Raw genomic sequence first — 17,891 nt, forward strand, 5'->3', positions numbered from 1 at the left:
AGGTGAAAAGGGTGGTTAGAAACTGCTCTGGATCTTGATCCCGCCGATCAGCGCGTCATCGACCTGGCTCACGCCACCGGGGTGGCGGATGTATTGCAGGTTCGGGCGCACGGTCAGCCAGTCGGCCAGGTGGATGCCGTAGTACAGCTCGGCGCTGTATTCGGTGTCCTGGATCGGACGGAACAGGGAGTCGTTGAAGTCGCTGACGTCGCGGGCCTGGTTGATGGCCTGGGCGTTCTTGCGGTAGGCAGGGTTAACGTGCACGCGTGCCAGGGCGAAACCGATGTCGTCCTTGGCACGGGCATCGAAGGGCCCCTTGTACACCACACCTGCCTGAACATAGTTGTCGATGGCATTGGTCTTCTTGTCGTGCAGCGTGGCGTTGGCGAATACGCTCAAACCACGCGAATGGTCAGATGCCAGCGACGTCACCTGTTGCTGGGCACCGAGCCAGAAGCCGTGCTTGCTCGAGCTGCTGCGGTAAGCCTGGCCGCTCAGTGCTGCCGGTTGATCGTTGCTGTCCTTGTAGACATCGCTTGCCTTGGCATTACTGTAGTAGTAACCGGCGCGATATTCCCCTTTCAGGCCATTGACCGCCGGGCTCCACACCAGTTCGACCGGAATCACCGCGCCCTGGGTGCCGCTGCCGCTGAGCTTGAAGCCGTTGCCGCGATCGAGGTTGGAAGGGTTCTGCTCGTAGGCGCCGATCTGCGCGTACAGCTCGGGAGTCAGGTTGTACTTGACCCGCAGGGCCCACTGGCTGACCGGCCAGTTGTACCAGATGTCACCGACCCAGTTGCCCACCTGCGAGCCGCAGAACGCCAGGTTCTGGAAGTCGCACGGGAAGCTGTTGAAGTCCTCGCCCTGGCCGAAGCGGCCGAATTTCACATCCAGCGCGCCGTCGAAGTATTTCTGCTTGATCCACATCTGCGTCAGCCGCCAGGTCTGGCCACGTCCCCAGACTTCCTGGGCCGAGGTAAAGCCGCCAACGCGCGGGTCGTTGATGCGGTCATTACTGATGTTGTTGCCGTGACGCTCGGTGACCGTCAGCTGGAACTCGGCATCATGCCAGCCAAGGATCTTCTGCAGGTCCAGGTGGGTGCCGAGGGCGAACTGGTCGCTGTAGCGCGCGGTCTTGTCGTTGTCATGGCCGCCGTGCAGGTTGGCGCCCATCTCGCCGGTATAACCGAGGGTGAAGTCGTAGCCGCGTTCAGCCAGCTCCGTGCGGGTGCCGCCCCAATCGCCAAGCATCCATGGCGAGTCGCTGGCGAACATCGCCGCGGCCTGGGCGCAAGGCGCGAGGCTGGCGATGGCCAGACCCGAAAGCAGTGTCCGGGTGGCGGGGGAAAAGCGGAAACGATCGTTCTGAGGCATGAGATAGCGCTATCTTTTGATTATTGAAAAAACGGCAAGGCCACCGAGTTCCGAGGATCATCGGCGATAAAGCTGCAGGGAAATAGACTGAAGCGGTTCAGCTTGCGGCGGGGAGGATATAGCTGAACTTGTAAGAAAAAAAGTCAATTCAGCAAGAGGCACCGTTGCCGGATTGGTAACAGTGCGGTTGAGGCAGGCGACTCTGATCCGCTGTGGGAGCCAGCAAGGCCGGCGCCCACAGGGGGCTATTGCTTTAGAAGGTGGTACGCAAGCCGACTTCGACACTGCGCCCTGGTGCCGGGGCGATGTCACGCAGGATCGAACTTGAGTAGCGCACGGTCTGGTCGGTCAGGTTCTCGCCCCGGACGAAGGCCAGCCACTGGCTCTGGCCGATATCGAAGCGGTAGCCGACGCTGGCGCCGAGGGTGGTGTAGCCGTCGGTGCTGGTCTCGTTGGCCGGTTTCTTGTGCTGAGCGCTGGCGTGCTGCACGTCCACCCGCGCCTGCCAGCGATCCAGTTCCCACAACAGGCCGCTGTTCAGGCGCAGCGGGGCGATGCGCGGCAGGTCTTCGCCGGTGTCGAGGTTCTTGGCCCGGGTGTAGTCGCCGGACAGTTCCAGGGCAAAGCTGCCATAACGGTTCTGCGCCAGTTGCCAGCGGTCCTGGGCCTCGATGCCGTAGAAGCGCGCGCGAACCCCGTGGTAGAGGTATTCGGGTACATCGCCGCCGTGGTCATGATCATGGTCGTGATCGTGGTCTTCATCGCCGTGATCATGGTCGTGGTCGTGGCCTTCGCGCAGGTTGCCGCTGGCCAGCAGGCCGATGTAATTGCGAAAGTGGCTGTAGAACACACCGACGCTGCCCTTGTGCGTGCCGTTGTCGAAGCGCAGGGCCAGGTCGCTGGAGATGGCTTTTTCCTTGCTCAGGTTCGGGTCACCGACCTCGTAGGTGCCGGTGGCGACGTGGGCGCCGTTGGCGTACAGCTCGTAGAAGGTCGGAGCACGCTCGGTGTAGCCCAGGGTCGCGGCCAGGGACCACACCGGGGTCAGCTCGTAGACCGCGCCGGAGGACAGGCTGGCGGCGGTGAAACTGCTGGAACGATCAGCCTCGGCAAAACGTTCGCTGCCCTTGCTGTCGGGTTCGACCCGGGTGTGCTCCAGGCGCCCGCCGAGGCTCAGGTTCAGGCGTTCGGTGGCTTGCCACTGCTCGAGCATGAACAGCGCCAGGCTGTTGGTGTCGGTGTGCGGCACGAAGGCTTCTTCGCCGAGGGCGGAGAACTCGTTGCGGCTGACCTGGGCGCCAATCACCCCTTCGACCGGCCCCAGTGGCTGATGCCGCGCCTCGACCCGCGCCTCGTAGCCTTTGTTCTTGAAGGTGGTGTGCACCTCGCCGCTTTCCAGCTCGCGGTGCTGGTAGTCGGTATAGCCAAGGTCGACCTTCACCGAACTGAACGGGCCGTCGAGGTCGCGCAACTCCGAGGCGAAGCCGTAATGATCCTGCTGCATGTCCAGGCGCACGCCCGGCTCGGCCACCGAGCCGTAGTTGGAGTCATAGCGGCTGTAGGAAAGGCCGGCATAGCCGTGATCCCAATGGTAGGAACCGCCAACGGCACCGCCGTCCTGGCGACCGTCGCTGTTTTCCAGGCGGTGCTTGCTGCCCGGTTCGTCGGCGTCGCGCACTTTCGAGCTGCGGGCGTAGCCTGGGATGCGCAGGTCATTGAACTGGCGGCTGTTGGCGTCCAGGTGCAGGGCGAAGCGGCCATCACCAGCCTCCAGCTTGCCGGCGCTGCTGCGGGTGGTGTCGGCGCCGCCATAGCGCAACTCGCCGGCGCCGTGAATGCCGTCGATGGGCGAAGTCGGAATGCGGTTGTCGAAGCTGTTGACCACCCCGCCGATGGCGTTGCCGCCGTAGAGCAGGGCAGCCGGGCCGCGGACGATTTCGATACGCTCGACGGTGGCCGGGTCCAGCGGCACGGCGTGGTCATAGGACAGCGACGAGGCATCCAGGGCGCCAACGCCGTTGCGCAGGATGCGGATCCGGTCGCCGTCCAGGCCGCGGATCACCGGGCGGCTGGCACCGGGGCCGAACCAGGTCGAGGCGACGCCGGGCTGGTTGTTGAGGGTCTGGCCGAGGCTGCCTTTTTGTTGCAGGGCCAGGTCGTCGCCATCGAGCACAGTGGTGGGCGCAGCCAGCTCGCTGTTGCCCAGCGGGTTGGCGGTGATCACCTGGGGTTGCAGTTCGACAGCCTGGCTCACGGGGGACGCGAGCCAGAGCGCAGCGGCAAGGGGAGAGAGGCGCAGGGGTAAGTGACGCATGGAGGGAAGGGGTCCTTGGCAGTGTTATAGTGTTGATACAATATAACATTACCGTCAAAGATAAAACGCTCAAGCGCTGGCTAGAGCCTTTGCCCACACTAGAATGTCTGTTAGCAGCACCTGGGATGCGAAAAGTCTGAAGACTTGCAGCCGTGCCTCGGCTAAGGTGCGCACCTTTCGTTGGCTGGAGCACAGGCATGACCGCCGCTAATCAAAACCCGCTGCATGGCGTGACCCTGGAGCAGATCCTTACCGCGCTGGTCGCGAAGTACCAATGGGACGGCCTGGCTGAGCGCATTGATATCCGCTGCTTCAAGAGCGACCCGAGCATCAAGTCGAGCCTGACCTTCTTGCGCAAGACCCCCTGGGCCCGCGAGAAAGTCGAGCGCCTGTACCTGAAAATGCAGCGCGGCCGCTGAGCCGGTGAGCCGGCGCAGGCAGTTGATTGCCCTGGCTGCGTGCCTGGGCTGGAGCGCGCTGGCGATCCAGATGTACCTGCTGTTGCTGGCACGCTGGCAGGAGCAGGCGAGCCTGCTGGGCGGCCTGGTGACCTTGTTCAGTTTTTTCACCGTGCTCAGCAACACCCTGGTCGCGGTGGTGCTGAGCCACGCGGCATTCGGCCGCGAGTCGGCGCTGCGACGGTTCTTCCTCGCGCCCTGGGTCAGTTCCGGGATTGCCGCGAGCATTATCCTCGTGGGCCTGGCCTACAGCCTGTTGCTGCGGCACCTGTGGCACCCGCAAGGTTGGCAATGGCTGGCGGACGAGCTGCTGCACGATGTCATGCCGCTGCTGTTCGTGGTCTATTGGTGGTGCTGTGTGGAGAAGGGCAGCCTGCGATTCAGGCATCTGCTGGCCTGGCTGCTGTATCCGCTGGGGTATTTTGCCTACGCACTGCTGCGCGGGCATGTGATAGGTGTCTATCCCTATCCGTTCATCGATGTGGCCGAACTGGGCTATGGCCAGGTGCTTCTTAATGCGCTGGCGATTCTCGCCGGGTTTGTCGCCATCAGTCTGCTGTTGCTCGGCCTCGATCATTGGCAGGGCGGGCGCCTGGCCAAGGCCAGGACGCAACCCTGAGGCAGCCGTTCATTCGTCGTGCGGGTCGAGCTGCCAGTACGAGGCGGCTTTGATCAGGTCTTCCTTGACGCCCTTGTCATCGATCAGCAGGCGCTTGGCCTTACGCATCAGCGATTTTTCCAAGGCTACCCAGGTATACAACTGACCGCTTGGCAAGGACAGATCCTTCACTACGTCAAGCAGATCCTGCTGCTGGCGCAGAACCCAGATCACTTCGACCTGCGCGGCGCTGGTCAGTGCTTGTTGCTCCTGGGCATTCTCGATCTCGATCACTGCCAGCACCTTGCGGCCGGCCGGCAGTTCTTCCAGGCGCCGGGCGATGGCCGGGATCGCGGTTTCGTCACCGACCAGCAGGTAGCTGTCGAAGATATCCGGGACCACCAGCGAGGCCCGTGGCCCGGCCATGTTGAGCACCTGGCCGACTTGCGCCTGGGCCGCCCAGGTCGAAGCAGGGCCGTCGCCGTGCAGGACAAAGTCGATGTCCATCTCGCCGCCGGCCAGGTCGATGCGCCGCGGCGTGTACTCGCGCATGGTCGGGCGCAGGCCGTCGCGGCTGAAGTCGAGGTTGTCGAGCACGGCCTGTTCTTCTGCCGAGCAGGCGAACATCAGTTTGACGTGATCGTCGCTGCCAACGCTGGTAAAGCCCTGCAGTTCTGGCCCGCCGAGGGTGATGCGGCGCATGCGCGGGGTCAGCTCGGTAACCCGCAGCACGTTCAGGCGGCGGTGCTTGATCTCGTGGTTGACGCGGTGAATGGTGGCGTTTTCGCTAACAGTCATTCGGCTTGCTCCGTTGAGGTCGCAATGGGCCCTGCGACGATGGCTTTGGCGGTGTCGTTGAGCAGGGTGCGGACCCGCTCGATTTCTGCCGGGTTCCAGCGCCCGCTGTGCATCTGCAGGGCATGGCGCAGGTTGTGGACCGCTTCGTGGATCTCGGCCGGGCGGTCGTGGCCGCGCAGCGAACGCTTGCTGACTTCAATGCGCATGCGCACCCCGTCCAGGGCGATGGCCTGGTCGGCCAGGGACTTCTCCCCGGCTGCGGTAATGCCGTAGAGGCGCTTGCTGCCCTGGGTCTGGCCGCTGATCAGCTCGGCTTCTTCAAGAAAATTCAAGGTCGGGTAGATCACCCCGGGGCTGGGGCTGTAGCTGCCATCGAAGAGGCTTTCGATCTGGCGGATCAGGTCGTAGCCGTGGCAGGGCTGCTCGGCCAGCATCGACAACAACAGCAGTTTCAGGTCGCCTGGGGCAAACACGCGGGGGCCGCGATCGCCGCGTTCACGGCCGTGACGGCGTTCAAAGCCGTCATGCCGGTCGCCATGCTCGCGGTGGGGATGATGGTCACGCATGGGGGATCTCCGTTTGCGTTAGATGTATCTTCAGATATTACTCAAGATATATCTTAAAGCAAGCGCGAGAATAAGAATATTTCTCATGATCAGCGTAGGACGAGCTGAATTTGTGTAGGAATGCTTAAGGTTTTTCCTACAAGCGCCTCAGATTGGCTTGATCTACACCCACGGAAATCACCCCTAAGATTCGCCACGTTTTCTTCACCTGTGAGTATTTCACCGTGGCGCGTTCAATTTTTTTCATCAGCCTGCTCTGGGGGCTGTCGTTTTTTGCCCAGGCCAATTTCTCCGTTACCCAAATCGCTCGCGAACACACGGTGCGGCACGAGCTGGAAGCCAACCTCGATCGTCTGGTCGAGCGTGCACACGAGTTGATCGGCGTGCCGTACCGCTGGGGCGGCATGTCGGTCAAGGGCGGGTTTGATTGCAGCGGCCTGCTGGTCTACCTGTTTCGCCACGAGGCCGATATCAGGATTCCGCGTACCACCGCGGCGATGCTCAAGTCCGGTGCCCGGACCATCAAGCAGAGCCAGCTAAAACGTGGCGACGCGGTGTTCTTCAACCGTAATGGCCAGGGCCGGATCGGCCACGTCGGCCTGTACATCGGCGAAGGGCGTTTCATCCACGCCCCACGGACCGGCAAGAACATTCGTATTGACTCGCTGAGCAACAGTTACTGGGCCAAAAGCTACACGACCGCCAAGCGCTTCCACTAACGCTGGACCATCCGTGGCGGCTTGCACAGGGTGTGGCTGCCTGGTTCCAGGTAGGGCATCAGGATTGGCGCCATGCCCTTGAGCACCTGCACCGGCAAGGCCGAGGTAAAGCGGAAGGATTCCGCCGCACGGCCAGGTACGAAGGCGGTGAGGGTGCCGAAGTGGTTTTCGCCGAGGTAGAACACGAAAGTCGCGGTGCGGTTCAGCGAGCGTGAGCCGATCAGCCGCCCGCCGGCACCGAAGCTTTCGATGCGGTTATCGCCGGTACCGGTCTTGCCGCCCATCACCAGCGGGGTGCCGTCGGCCAGTTTGAAGCTGCCCGACACCCGCCGCGCAGTACCGGCGTCGACCACTTGCGAGAGGGCGCCGCGCAGGGCCCGGGCAACTTCCACCGAGAGCACCCGCTGGCCGAGGTCGGGGTCGCTGGTCAGGCGGGTTTCATACGGGGTATCGGCGGCGAAGTGCAGGGTGTCGATGCGCAGCACCGGCAGGCGTACGCCATCGTTCTGGATGATCCCGATCAGCTCGGCCAGGGCTGCCGGACGGTCGCCGGAGCTGCCGATGGCGGTGGCCAGCGACGGCACCAGGTGGTCGAACGGGTAGCCGACACGTTTCCAGCGCTGATGAATATCGAGGAAGGCTTCGATTTCCACCAGGGTGCGGATACGGCTGTCGCGTGCGCCCTTGTGCCGGCTCTTGAACAGCCAGCCATAGACTTCCTGACGCTCGAAGTGACCGGCCTCAGCCGCCTCCTGGAAGGTGGCGCTGGGGTGCTGGAGCAGGTAGCCAAGCAGCCACAGGTCCAGTGGATGGACCTTGGCGATAAAGCCCTGGTCGGGCAGGTCGTAGGCGCCCGGGCGGTAGGCTTCGTACAGCTCTTGCAGGCGTTTCTCGGTGACGGTGTTCTGCTTGGTCGCCGGGGTCTTGTTCTCGACCCGGTCCTTTTTCAGGTGCGCCTGGACGAACGCGTTGAAGGTCGCCTGGTCAGCCTCGGGAAACAGGTAGCGGTGCACTGCGGCCAGGCGGATCGGGGTGACCCGCAGGCTGTCGAGGAAGGTATCCAGGCGCTGCTGCGACGTCTTGCGCTGGTACTTCTTCCAGAACCTGCGCATGTAATCGGTGCCTTCCTTGTCGGCAAAGCGTGCCAGGTACTCCTGGCGGCGCGGCTCGGCATCGTCCTTGAGCAGGCTGGCGCTGTTGCCCGGCTGCTGGTAGGTGCTGTAGCGCACCAGGTCGCGCATCAGGCGAATGAACGGCAGGTTGATCGACTCGCGCAAGGCGTCTTTGAGGGTAGGGATACGGCCGTTGTCTTCCTTGCGAAAGTTGTTGAACACATGCAGGCCGCCGCCAGTGAAGAAGGCTTCGCCGGGGCTGGCGGAATACTTGCGCTCAAGGGCGGCGTTGAGCATGGCGCTGAGGTCGCGGTCCTTGTTCTGGATCAGGTAGTCGATGGCCCAGCGGGTAATGAAGTCCAGTTCCGCCACCGGGACTTTTTTCAGCTCCGCAGCCGGGGTGTTGGCGTACTTGTCGTGCAGTTCGCCGATGATTTCCAGGTAGCTGGTCAGCACCCGCAGCTTGGCGGTCGAGCCCAGCTCGAGCTTGCTGCCTTCGTTGATGTCGAACGGCTGGTCGGTGCTGTCGGTCTGCACCCGCACCCTTGAGCCGTCGGCGGTGCGTTCGAGCAGGGTGAAGCTATAGCGCACCTGGGTGGTACTGGTCGGGGTCAGCAGGCGTTCGCCGAACAGGCCCATTTTTTCCGCAAAGGCCGGGTCGGCGAGGTCCTTGAGGTACTGGCTGACCTGGCCCTGCAAATCCGACTGCAGGGTGCTGGTGGCCGACAAGTCGAGACGGTCGAGGTCGTACAGCGGCCGGCCGAGGGCCGAAGACAGCCGGCTGCGGGCAACGCTGATGCCCTTGTTGGTGACGATTGGCTGAATGGTCGGCTGGGCTACCCAGTCGCGGTAGATGGCCTTGCTGGCCAGGGCCGCGTCCGCCAGCGGCTTGTCGATGATGTTGCTGGCCGCGAGGATGCGGATGTGGCTGTCGGTCAGCAGCGCCAGTTCCGCCCGGCCCTTGGACAAAAAGTGCGAGGGCCGGCGTTGAGCGATCATCAGCGACAGCACCTGGCGCAGGGCCAGGCCACGGGCGGCGAGGCTGGCCGGGTCGGTGTCGGTGGACGACAGGGCCTGGTTGACCTGGGCGAAGTCGGCGCCGTACCAGACCCGCAAGCCTTCGGCCATGCCATGTACTTCACCATGCCCGGGAACCGCCGACAGCGGCACGCTATTGAGGTAATCACGGACGATGCGCTGGCGGGCTTCCAGGGTCTGCGGGCCATCCTGATAAGCGCGCACGCTGGCGGAAATCATCTGGCGAATCTTCTCGCTGCCCGAGGCGGTCAGGCCGTCGGGCGAATGCCGGTATTTTTCCAGCTGGGTCGCCAGGGTACTGCCGCCTGCCGACTGGCCTGGCAGGGCCAGGTACTTGGCCACCTGGGTGTAGGCCGCTTTGGCGAAGCGCGGCCAGTCCACGGCGGGGTTGTTCAGTGGGTCGTCGGGGTTGAGCAGGTCGCGGTTCTCGATGAACAGCAGGCTGTGGACGATGACCGGCGGGATCGAGGCGAAGTCGGGGTACAGGTGCTGCGGGTAATGAAACTGGTACAGGGCGTCGCCCTTGCAGTCGGTAATCGACAGGCCTGCCTGAATCTTCTCGGCATAAGGCACGAAAAAGCCATGATCGACGTAGTCCATCAATGCGGGCGAAAAACGCGTCTGTTCATTGATGACGTAGTCCCGCTTGAGCAGGCGCGGCAGGAACTCCCCCAGCGAGCTGTAGCCCAGGCGCTTGTCGAACGGGCCGTCGCCAGGGTAGCGAATGGCATCACTGGGGCCGGGTTGCATGGAATAACTGAGGGTCGCGGCGAACTGGCTGAATTCTCGCGCCTGCAGGCGCGAAGTGCGCATTTCTTCGGAGGCGGCATAGCCCAGGGCGATCAGGGCGAGCAGCAGCACCAGCCACAAAAGGCGCCACCAAAGACGGCGCTGGCGTGGGCTTTTCGGCAATGGCGAAGGTTCGAGGTGTTCAGAGGGAGCTTCCGTACTGTTCGGTTCCGATTGCCACAATGCGCCCATAGTCTTCAGCCCGGCTACGTATTTTCGTCTTGCTTGCCTGAAGCTTAGACGGTGGCCGGGTTTGGTGAAAAATTTGTAGTCAGTTGCCGGGCATTTCCTAAAAACGTGTCAGAAATGCGCCTTTGGTGGAGCTTGAATTGCCCCGTTTTGGTGCTATGTTAGCCGCCCTGTTTCCTGCAGAGGCTCTAGCACGGGGAATGCCCCTCCGTAGAAGCGGTTTTTGCCGAGAGTTCTCGCCAAATATCGCGCTTTATACAGTGAAATGCCCTGCAGGGGCCTTTCTATACTGCTCGCCCCTTTCGCTCTGCCGGTTTTGCACACCCGGCAGACGGGTCCGCTCACAAGGTGGTGCCCGGCGAGGCAGCGCATCCAGCCTATCGGCGGTGCCAGGCCTGCACGAATGGTCATATCCAATAACAAAATGAGGTTGTATTTCTATGCCAGTCGGCAACCACCCTTCTCATGGTGAGACCGCCCAGGGCGGCCCACTCAAGCGAGAACTCGGCGAACGCCACATTCGCCTGATGGCGCTGGGCGCCTGTATCGGTGTCGGCCTGTTCCTCGGTTCGGCCAAGGCCATCGAAATGGCCGGTCCGGCCATCATGCTGTCGTACATCATTGGCGGTCTGGCGATCCTGGTGATCATGCGCGCCCTTGGCGAGATGGCCGTGCACAACCCGGTAGCCGGCTCGTTCAGCCGCTACGCCCAAGACTACCTCGGCCCGCTGGCGGGTTTTCTCACCGGCTGGAACTACTGGTTCCTGTGGCTGGTGACCTGCGTGGCGGAAATCACCGCGGTGGCCATCTATATGGGCATCTGGTTCCCGGAAGTGCCGCGCTGGATCTGGGCCCTGGCGGCTCTGGGCAGCATGGGCGCGATCAACCTGATCGCGGTCAAGGCCTTCGGTGAGTTCGAGTTCTGGTTCGCCCTGATCAAGATCGTCACCATCATCGCCATGGTCCTGGGCGGCGTCGGCATCATCGCCTTCGGTTTCGGCAACGATGGCGTGGCCATGGGCATCTCCAACCTCTGGAGCAACGGCGGCTTCATGCCCAATGGCGTGACCGGCGTGCTGATGTCGCTGCAGATGGTGATGTTCGCCTACCTGGGCGTCGAGATGATCGGCCTGACCGCCGGTGAAGCGCGCAACCCGCAAAAGACCATTCCCCAAGCCATCGGCTCGGTGTTCTGGCGCATCCTGCTGTTCTACGTCGGCGCCCTGTTCGTGATCCTGTCGATCTACCCGTGGAACGAAATCGGCAGCCAGGGCAGCCCGTTCGTGATGACCTTCGAGCGGCTGGGCATCAAGACTGCTGCCGGTATCATCAACTTCGTGGTGATCACTGCCGCGCTGTCGTCGTGCAACGGCGGCATCTTCAGCACCGGGCGCATGCTCTACAGCCTGGCGCAGAACGGCCAGGCGCCGGCCACCTTTGCCCGCACCTCGAGCAACGGCGTACCGCGCAATGCCTTGCTGCTGTCGATCGCAGCCTTGCTGCTGGGCGTGCTGGCCAACTATCTGGTGCCGGAGAAAGTCTTCGTCTGGGTAACCGCCATTGCCACCTTCGGCGCGATCTGGACCTGGGTGATGATCCTCCTGGCCCAGCTGAAGTTCCGCGCCGGCCTGAGCAACGCCGAGCGCGCTGCCTTGAAGTACCGCATGTGGCTGTGGCCGCTGAGCTCCTACCTGGCGCTGGCGTTCCTGATCCTGGTGGTCGGCCTGATGGCCTACTTCGAGGAAACCCGCGTAGCCCTGTACATCGGCCCGGCGTTCCTGGTGATGCTGACCGTGCTGTACTACGTGTTCAAGCTGTCGCCAAACAGCGTGGAACAGCGCGCGGCAAGTTCGGCGTCCTGATCCTCGCGTAAGTAAAAAAGCCCGTATCCTTGGATACGGGCTTTTTTTTACCTGCGCGAATCAGGTAGCAACCGCCCGCATCGACTGGGTCAGGCGCTTGTTGAAGTCCAGCCAGGCGCCGAGCAGGGCCATGATCGCGACGCCCACCAGGGCGGTGAATACCTGCATGGCAAAGGCATCGCCGGCCATGGCATTGATCATGTCCGCCAGCGGCGCCAGCAGTACCCCCAGGCAGAATACTTCAAGCGAATAGCGGCCCATGCGCCCGGTTTGCTGCGCCAGCCAGTTCTGCGTCCAGCCGCTGCCGGGCAGCAGCTTGGCGGTGACGTAGGCCAGGGCCAGGAAGTGCAGCAAGCGCACCGGCGACAGGTCGGTCTTGCTGATCGGGTACAGCAGGTTGTTGAGGCTGGCCGGCATCCACGCATCGTGAATCTCTGGCCAGCGCCAGGACAGGGTAATGATGCCGGCTGTCAGCGAATAGGCGGCAGCTGCCAGGAACAGTGGCTGGCGGCGCAACGGTCGGGTTTGTGCTGGCCGCGCCTGCTGCCCGTACAACGCCGCGGCGCCGCCCAGCACGAACAGGAACTGCCAGGTGACCGGGTTGAAGTACCACACGCCATCGGAAAAATTCGCCAGGTTCCAGCCCATGCCGGGGGCCGCCAGGTACACCGCCATCGATACACCGACCACCGCCAGGGTGTTGCGCATCAGCAGCCCCAGCCCCAGCGCCAGGCCGGCCAGTAGCACGATGTACAGCGGCAGCGGGTCCATCAGGTTGGGTTTGAAGCGCAACAGCAGCTCGTCGGTCAGGGCTTGCTGAGGGTTGGTGACGAAGTGGGTAAGACCCATTTCCTGGACCAGGTCGCGAGTTTCTACATGGCTGTTGGCAAAGAACACGATGCCCATCAGCATCGCCAGCAGGAAGATATGCACCACATACAGCACCCAGGTGCGGCGCAGGATTTTCACGCAGGCGATCAGATAACCGTCGCGCTGCAGCACCTTGCCGTAGGCCAGCACTGCAGCGTAGCCGGCAAGGAAGACGAAAACCTCGGCGGCATCGCTGAAGCCGATGTTACGCAGGGTGATCTGGCCTAAAGGGTTGTGGGGGACGTGATCCCAGAAAATGAAGATCAACGCCAGGCCTCGAAAGAAATCGATGCGCGGGTCGCGTCCGTTAAGCATGGCAGCGGGCTCTTGAACAGTGGGTTTAATAGTGACAGGCAGACGCCGGCAAACACACGCGCCGCACGTCGGGCGGGGGGCAGGGTGGCGGTATTGGCAGCGAATTGCAAAAGTTGCGTATTACCGGATGTCTCGATTGTCCCTTGAGCAACAGACCGTTGGTCGTAAATCGTCCGTTCCTGTCATTAGTATCAGTAGACGAACCGCCAATGGCGTGGCCTGCTGAGCCCAGGCGCAACGGTCAGCGAGGCGTGACAGGCAATGGCCAACCTATGGAAAGGATTTTCCACCTACAGCGTAATTGGCATCGCCAATACCCTGGTTCATTGGCAGCTGTTTTTCGTCCTGCGGGTCGAGTTCGACCTGAGCCAGGCCCTGAGCAACCTGCTGGCGTTTTGTGTTGCTGCGAGCCTTTCCTACTACGTCAATGCGCTCTACACCTTCGCCGTGCCGCCCTCGATCGGCCGCTACCTGCTGTTCATGCTGTGTCTGGGCACGGTCAGCCTGGCGGTGGGTTGGCTGGGCGACCACTGGCGGCTGCACGGGATGATCACGGTAGTGAGTTTTTCCCTGATCAGCCTGACCTGCGGCTTCCTGCTGGCCAAATGGCTGGTGTTTCGCGGGGCCGAGTCATGAACGTCTCGCTGATCGTGCCGGTGTTCAACGAAGAACAGGCGCTCAGACTGTTTTACCAGGCTGTGCGTCAAGAACCCTCGTTGCAGGCACACTGCATTGAAATCGTCTTCATCAACGACGGCAGCAGCGACCGCACCGCCGAGGTCGCCCGTTCGCTCGCGCTGGCGGACAGGGACGTGGTGCTGATCAACTTCTCGCGCAACTTCGGTAAGGAACCGGCACTGTTCGCCGGCCTGGAGTACGCCAGCGGTGACGCCGTGGTGCCCATGGATGTTGACCTGCAAGACCCGGTAGCGGTGGTTGCGCAGTTGATCGACGCGTGGCGCGACGGTGCCGACGTGGTCCTGGCCAAGCGTCGGGATCGCTCCAGCGATGGTTACCTGAAGCGTCGCAGCGCCTCGCTGTTCTATCGTCTGCTTAACCGTATTGCCTACACCCATATTGAAGAAAACGTCGGCGATTTTCGCCTGATGGACCGCAAGGTGGTGGACGTGATCAAGACCTTGCCCGAGCAGCAGTTGTTCATGAAGGGGGTGCTGTCGTGGGCGGGGTTCAACGTCGCCATCGTCGAATACGACCGCGCGCCGAGGGCGGTGGGGCGCAGCAAGTTCAACGTCTGGCGGCTGTGGAACCTGGCGCTGGACGGCATAACTTCGTTCAGCACCTGGCCTTTGCGCTTGTGGAGTTATGTCGGCGCATGCATCTCGTTGTTGGCGTTGCTGTACGCCGGGTACCTGGTAGTGGACAAGCTACTGTTCGGCAATGAGGTGCCCGGATATCCGTCATTGATGACAGCGATACTGTTTCTGGGCGGGGTGCAACTGATCGGTATCGGCATATTGGGGGAGTACATCGGCCGTATCTACATGGAGGCCAAGCATCGACCCCGGTATGTGGTCAAAGAGATCGTCAGGGCCAATGGCACGAGCTATCGAAAGGGGGCCAAGCGTGTTGGCGAGTGAACGGGTGTTAAGCCCCCAACAGGTGCTGTTGTTTTTTATTGTTCTGTCCCTGGCTTACGTGTTTCCCATTGTTCATGCCGACTACGCCTATGTGGATGACAACTGGCGGGCGTTGCTGCAGGCCCAGGGCGAGTGGGGCGAGCAAGGCCGTATTTTGCTTGAGTGGTTGTACTGGGCGCTGAGCTTCAGCAAGGCCACGATCAACATTTTCCCGTTGCCCTTGTTGATTAGCGTCTTTGCCCTGGCCTGGGCCATGGCGCGCCTGACCTTCTGGTTGTTTCCAAACCCTGGAATTACCCGCTGCCTGGTGATTTTTCCGGTGTTGGGCAACCCGTTTTTCCTCGGCAACCTGAGCTATCAATACGATGGCCCGGGAATGGTGCTGGCGTTGGTCGCGGTCATCTGCGCTGTGACCTGCCGGGTTGAACAACGATTGCTGCGCCTGTTGATATCCGCTGTGTTGATTGCCGTCACGCTGAGCCTCTATCAACTGACCATTAGCTTGTTTATCGGTTTGTGTGTTGTCGAGTACGTGCAGGGTGTCAAGGATAGAACACCGGTCGACGCCTTGATGTATCGGGTTGCAGAAAGAGTCGGACAACTTCTTGTTGGCGGAATTTTCTATTTTTTGACTGCCTACCAACTGACATTCAATGCGCGAGGCAAGCTGTTGGCTATTGATCAGCAATGGCTCGGCGTGGTCTATCAGAAGTTTTGTTTTTCATTGGAGATGATCGACTTGCTGGTAGCGTCCATCGGCAACATGGTTGCTATCACTGTCCTGGTGCTGGCAAGCGCAGGTTTCATGGTGGTTATGAAAAATATCTTGCACCTGCAAGGCAGCACTCCAGGCAAAGCCGCTGTTGCGCTTTTGTACCTGCTTAGCGGGGTAGTGTTGATAGGTAGTGTGCCAGGCATCATGCTCTTTCTTGCTGAACCGAACCTGGATGCTAGAAATTTTATTGGTTTTTCGGCGGTCCTGATGGTCCTGTTTTTTTTCATTGAAGACGTACTGGGCCGCGTGTCACCGAAGTGGCGTGTGCTATTGGTCGTGCCGACCGTTTTCATGTTTATGTTGAGTTACGCCTACGGGCAAGTGCTTATTGCAAAGAAAGAGCTGGAGTCGGCAATGGCAGGATACATCGCACAGGACATCGTCGGAAAAACGGAGTTGATGGACGTGCAACGGTTCTACTACGTGGGACCGCGTACCGCCGGAAACTGGCTTCCCAGAGGCCATGGTGCGATGGCTCATCTGCCCGTTTTGCGCTATCTGTTGAGCACCTCCAATACCGTGTTACACCCGCATTTCTTTCCTCGCTTGGGGATTAACAATGTAGTGGAGGGGCGGCGCGATGATTTCGAAAAGCGACTTGAAGCAGGTGAGGTTGGCACACCTGTGGTAAACAGCAAGTTTTACGCTATTTACCTCAGTGCCGAAGCAGCCTTTATCGTTATGAAAGAAATATCAGACCCTGAAAACTACAATGACAACTGGCTTGTTACGCCCTAGCGAGACGCTGGGTGTTGTCGAACGGGGTCGCCTTGATCGCCGGCGACCCTGTCGGTTCTTCAGGCCGCCGCCACCTCTTGCGGCTCGAAGCTGTCCGCCCGCGCCATCTGCCACATCCGCGAATAGAACTCGCCGTTGACCTCGCCGTTGAGCAATTCACCCGGCTTGAGGAACACATGCATCTGCGAGAACAGCTTGATCTCGGTGGCCGAGATGCGCCGCACCAGGTGCTTGGCTTGCAGTTGCGAGGGGTGATCGAGGCCGGCGGCGGCGAGCATTTCGGCCAGGGCCTTGAGGGTGTTGTGGTGAAAGTTGTGCACCCGCTGGGCCTTGTCGGGCACCACCAGGGCGCGCTGGCGCAGCGGGTCCTGGGTGGCAACGCCAGTCGGGCACTTGTTGGTGTGGCAGCTTTGCGACTGGATGCAGCCGATGGCGAACATGAAGCCGCGCGCCGAGTTGGCCCAGTCGGCGCCGATGGCCAGGACGCTGGCGATGTCGAAGGCGCTGACGATCTTGCCGCTCGCGCCGAGCTTGATCTTGTCGCGCAGGTTCAGGCCCACCAGGGTGTTGTGCACGAACAGCAGGCCTTCGCGCAGTGGCACGCCGATATGGTCGGTAAACTCCACCGGCGCCGCGCCGGTGCCGCCTTCCTTACCGTCGACGACGATGAAGTCAGGCAGGATGCCGGTTTCCAGCATGGCCTTGGCGATGCCCATGAACTCCCAGGGGTGGCCGAGGCAGAACTTGAAGCCCACCGGTTTGCCACCCGACAGTTCACGCAATTGGGCGATGAACTGCATCATCTCGATCGGGGTAGAGAACGCGCTGTGGCGTGACGGCGAGATGCAGTCTTCACCCATCATTACCCCGCGGGTTTCGGCGATTTCGCGGGTGACCTTGTGCTTGGGCAGGATGCCGCCGTGGCCCGGTTTGGCGCCCTGGCTCATCTTGATTTCGATCATCCGCACCTGCGGGTTACGCGCCTGCTCGGCAAAGCGCTCGGGGTCGAAGCGCCCGTCTGAGGTGCGGCAGCCAAAGTAGCCGCTGCCCAGCTCCCAGGTCAGGTCGCCACCGTGCTCGCGGTGGTAGGGGCTGATGCTGCCTTCACCGGTGTCGTGGGCGAAGTTGCCCAGCTTGGCGCCCTGGTTCAGGGCACGGATGGCGTTGGCGCTGAGTGAGCCGAAGCTCATCGCCGAGATATTGAACACCGACGCCGAGTACGGCTGCGTGCACTGCGGGCCGCCGACGATTACCCGAAAGCTCGACGGGTCGCTGAGCGGCGCCGGGCGCATGGAGTGGCCGATGAACTCGAAACCGGACTGGTACACGTCGATCAGGGTGCCGAAAGGCTTGTCCGAAGCTTCGTTCTTGGCCCGCGCATACACCAGCGAGCGCTGCGCCCGGGAAAACGGCAGGGCATCGCTGTCGGCTTCAAGCAAGTACTGGCGGATTTCCGGGCGAATGCCTTCGACCAGGTAGCGGATATTGCCCAGAATCGGGTAGTTGCGGCGCACCGCGTGACGGCTTTGCAGCAGGTCGCCAAGGCCGATCAGGCTGAGCACGGCGGTCACCAGGGTGAACGGCCACAGCCATTCGTGGGGGAGGAAGGGCAGGCTGACCAGGGTGAACAACACACAGGCAGCGAAGAAGGCGTAGCGGCTGAGAAGTGACAGGCTCATACGGTTTCCTTGCGATGGCACGGTCAGGCTCAGGGCCTGGACAAACCCCGACCTTAGCCCGGTTGGGGTTTCCAGCGCCAGCCCGCAGCGCGCAAGGGC

At 61.8% G+C, this 17,891-nt stretch carries 14 protein-coding genes; 7 read left to right on the forward strand and 7 right to left on the reverse strand.

Annotated features, from left to right (window positions below):
* Nucleotides 1-15: 15 nt before the first annotated feature.
* Together UB48_RS13200 and UB48_RS13205 are read right to left on the reverse strand one after the other, a co-directional pair.
* The gene (locus tag UB48_RS13200; protein WP_045197666.1) at nucleotides 16-1,374 is read right to left on the reverse strand and encodes a carbohydrate porin; all 1,359 of its coding nucleotides are present in this window, start codon (nucleotides 1,372-1,374) and stop codon (nucleotides 16-18) included.
* Between the two features lie 253 nt (nucleotides 1,375-1,627).
* On the reverse strand, nucleotides 1,628-3,688 hold the full coding sequence (locus tag UB48_RS13205) for a TonB-dependent receptor (RefSeq protein ID WP_045197668.1): 2,061 nt from the start codon (nucleotides 3,686-3,688) through the stop codon (nucleotides 1,628-1,630).
* Nucleotides 3,689-3,885: 197 nt separating this feature from the next.
* Between UB48_RS13205 and UB48_RS13210 the strand changes: the two genes are divergently transcribed.
* Both UB48_RS13210 and UB48_RS13215 read left to right on the forward strand, forming a co-directional pair.
* A complete protein-coding gene (locus UB48_RS13210; protein ID WP_045197670.1) occupies nucleotides 3,886-4,107 on the forward strand; it encodes a VF530 family DNA-binding protein in 222 nt (73 codons plus the stop codon).
* Nucleotides 4,108-4,111: 4 nt separating this feature from the next.
* On the forward strand, nucleotides 4,112-4,765 hold the full coding sequence (locus tag UB48_RS13215) for a Pr6Pr family membrane protein (protein ID WP_045197672.1): 654 nt from the start codon (nucleotides 4,112-4,114) through the stop codon (nucleotides 4,763-4,765).
* A gap of 9 nt (nucleotides 4,766-4,774) precedes the next feature.
* Here UB48_RS13215 and UB48_RS13220 read toward each other — a convergent pair whose 3' ends face one another.
* Nucleotides 4,775-5,542, reverse strand: a complete 768-nt coding sequence (locus tag UB48_RS13220; RefSeq protein ID WP_045197674.1) for a siderophore-interacting protein — start codon at nucleotides 5,540-5,542, stop codon at nucleotides 4,775-4,777.
* Nucleotides 5,539-6,108 carry a PadR family transcriptional regulator gene (locus tag UB48_RS13225; RefSeq protein ID WP_045197676.1) on the reverse strand — a complete coding sequence of 190 codons (570 nt, stop codon included), beginning with the start codon at nucleotides 6,106-6,108 and terminating at the stop codon, nucleotides 5,539-5,541. Before UB48_RS13225 ends, UB48_RS13220 begins: the two co-directional genes overlap by 4 nt.
* 224 nt (nucleotides 6,109-6,332) lie before the next feature.
* Between UB48_RS13225 and UB48_RS13230 the strand changes: the two genes are divergently transcribed.
* Complete coding sequence (locus tag UB48_RS13230; RefSeq protein WP_045197678.1) at nucleotides 6,333-6,827, forward strand: C40 family peptidase; 495 nt, start codon at nucleotides 6,333-6,335, stop codon at nucleotides 6,825-6,827.
* Here the strand turns inward: UB48_RS13230 and UB48_RS13235 are convergent.
* On the reverse strand, nucleotides 6,824-9,958 hold the full coding sequence (locus tag UB48_RS13235) for a transglycosylase domain-containing protein (protein WP_045197679.1): 3,135 nt from the start codon (nucleotides 9,956-9,958) through the stop codon (nucleotides 6,824-6,826). The genes UB48_RS13230 and UB48_RS13235 overlap by 4 nt on opposite strands.
* Before the next feature lie 437 nt (nucleotides 9,959-10,395).
* Here UB48_RS13235 and UB48_RS13240 point away from each other — a divergent pair, with 437 nt between their 5' ends.
* Nucleotides 10,396-11,817, forward strand: coding sequence for an amino acid permease (locus UB48_RS13240; RefSeq protein ID WP_045197680.1), 1,422 nt, complete (start codon nucleotides 10,396-10,398; stop codon nucleotides 11,815-11,817).
* A gap of 60 nt (nucleotides 11,818-11,877) precedes the next feature.
* On the opposite strand, the gene UB48_RS13245 is transcribed toward UB48_RS13240, so the two are convergent.
* Complete coding sequence (locus UB48_RS13245; protein ID WP_045197681.1) at nucleotides 11,878-13,002, reverse strand: OpgC family protein; 1,125 nt, start codon at nucleotides 13,000-13,002, stop codon at nucleotides 11,878-11,880.
* Between the two features lie 261 nt (nucleotides 13,003-13,263).
* Between UB48_RS13245 and UB48_RS13250 the strand changes: the two genes are divergently transcribed.
* From UB48_RS13250 to UB48_RS13260, 3 genes are read left to right on the forward strand one after another with little or no spacing between them, the layout of a single operon-like run.
* Nucleotides 13,264-13,638, forward strand: coding sequence for a GtrA family protein (locus UB48_RS13250; protein ID WP_045197682.1), 375 nt, complete (start codon nucleotides 13,264-13,266; stop codon nucleotides 13,636-13,638).
* Entirely contained in the window at nucleotides 13,635-14,600 is a 966-nt protein-coding gene (locus UB48_RS13255) for a glycosyltransferase family 2 protein (RefSeq protein ID WP_045197683.1), read from the forward strand. The genes UB48_RS13250 and UB48_RS13255 overlap by 4 nt, the downstream gene beginning before the upstream one ends.
* The gene (locus UB48_RS13260) at nucleotides 14,587-16,113 is read left to right on the forward strand and encodes a glucosyltransferase domain-containing protein (protein WP_052676514.1); all 1,527 of its coding nucleotides are present in this window, start codon (nucleotides 14,587-14,589) and stop codon (nucleotides 16,111-16,113) included. Before UB48_RS13255 ends, UB48_RS13260 begins: the two co-directional genes overlap by 14 nt.
* 59 nt (nucleotides 16,114-16,172) lie before the next feature.
* Here the strand turns inward: UB48_RS13260 and UB48_RS13265 are convergent, their stop codons facing one another.
* On the reverse strand, nucleotides 16,173-17,792 hold the full coding sequence (locus UB48_RS13265) for an FMN-binding glutamate synthase family protein (RefSeq protein ID WP_045197684.1): 1,620 nt from the start codon (nucleotides 17,790-17,792) through the stop codon (nucleotides 16,173-16,175).
* Between the last annotated feature and the right edge of the window lie 99 nt (nucleotides 17,793-17,891).

Source organism: Pseudomonas sp. 2(2015), from assembly GCF_000955865.1.
In the GTDB taxonomy this organism is placed as follows: domain Bacteria; phylum Pseudomonadota; class Gammaproteobacteria; order Pseudomonadales; family Pseudomonadaceae; genus Aquipseudomonas.

Coding starts and splice junctions, on each gene's coding strand:
- UB48_RS13200 (WP_045197666.1), bottom strand. CDS start 1,374: ATGCCTCAGAACGATCGTTTCCGCTTTTCCCCCGCCACCCGGACACTG.
- UB48_RS13205 (WP_045197668.1), bottom strand. CDS start 3,688: ATGCGTCACTTACCCCTGCGCCTCTCTCCCCTTGCCGCTGCGCTCTGG.
- UB48_RS13210 (WP_045197670.1), top strand. CDS start 3,886: ATGACCGCCGCTAATCAAAACCCGCTGCATGGCGTGACCCTGGAGCAG.
- UB48_RS13220 (WP_045197674.1), bottom strand. CDS start 5,542: ATGACTGTTAGCGAAAACGCCACCATTCACCGCGTCAACCACGAGATC.
- UB48_RS13225 (WP_045197676.1), bottom strand. CDS start 6,108: ATGCGTGACCATCATCCCCACCGCGAGCATGGCGACCGGCATGACGGC.
- UB48_RS13235 (WP_045197679.1), bottom strand. CDS start 9,958: ATGGGCGCATTGTGGCAATCGGAACCGAACAGTACGGAAGCTCCCTCT.
- UB48_RS13240 (WP_045197680.1), top strand. CDS start 10,396: ATGCCAGTCGGCAACCACCCTTCTCATGGTGAGACCGCCCAGGGCGGC.
- UB48_RS13245 (WP_045197681.1), bottom strand. CDS start 13,002: ATGCTTAACGGACGCGACCCGCGCATCGATTTCTTTCGAGGCCTGGCG.
- UB48_RS13250 (WP_045197682.1), top strand. CDS start 13,264: ATGGCCAACCTATGGAAAGGATTTTCCACCTACAGCGTAATTGGCATC.
- UB48_RS13255 (WP_045197683.1), top strand. CDS start 13,635: ATGAACGTCTCGCTGATCGTGCCGGTGTTCAACGAAGAACAGGCGCTC.
- UB48_RS13265 (WP_045197684.1), bottom strand. CDS start 17,792: ATGAGCCTGTCACTTCTCAGCCGCTACGCCTTCTTCGCTGCCTGTGTG.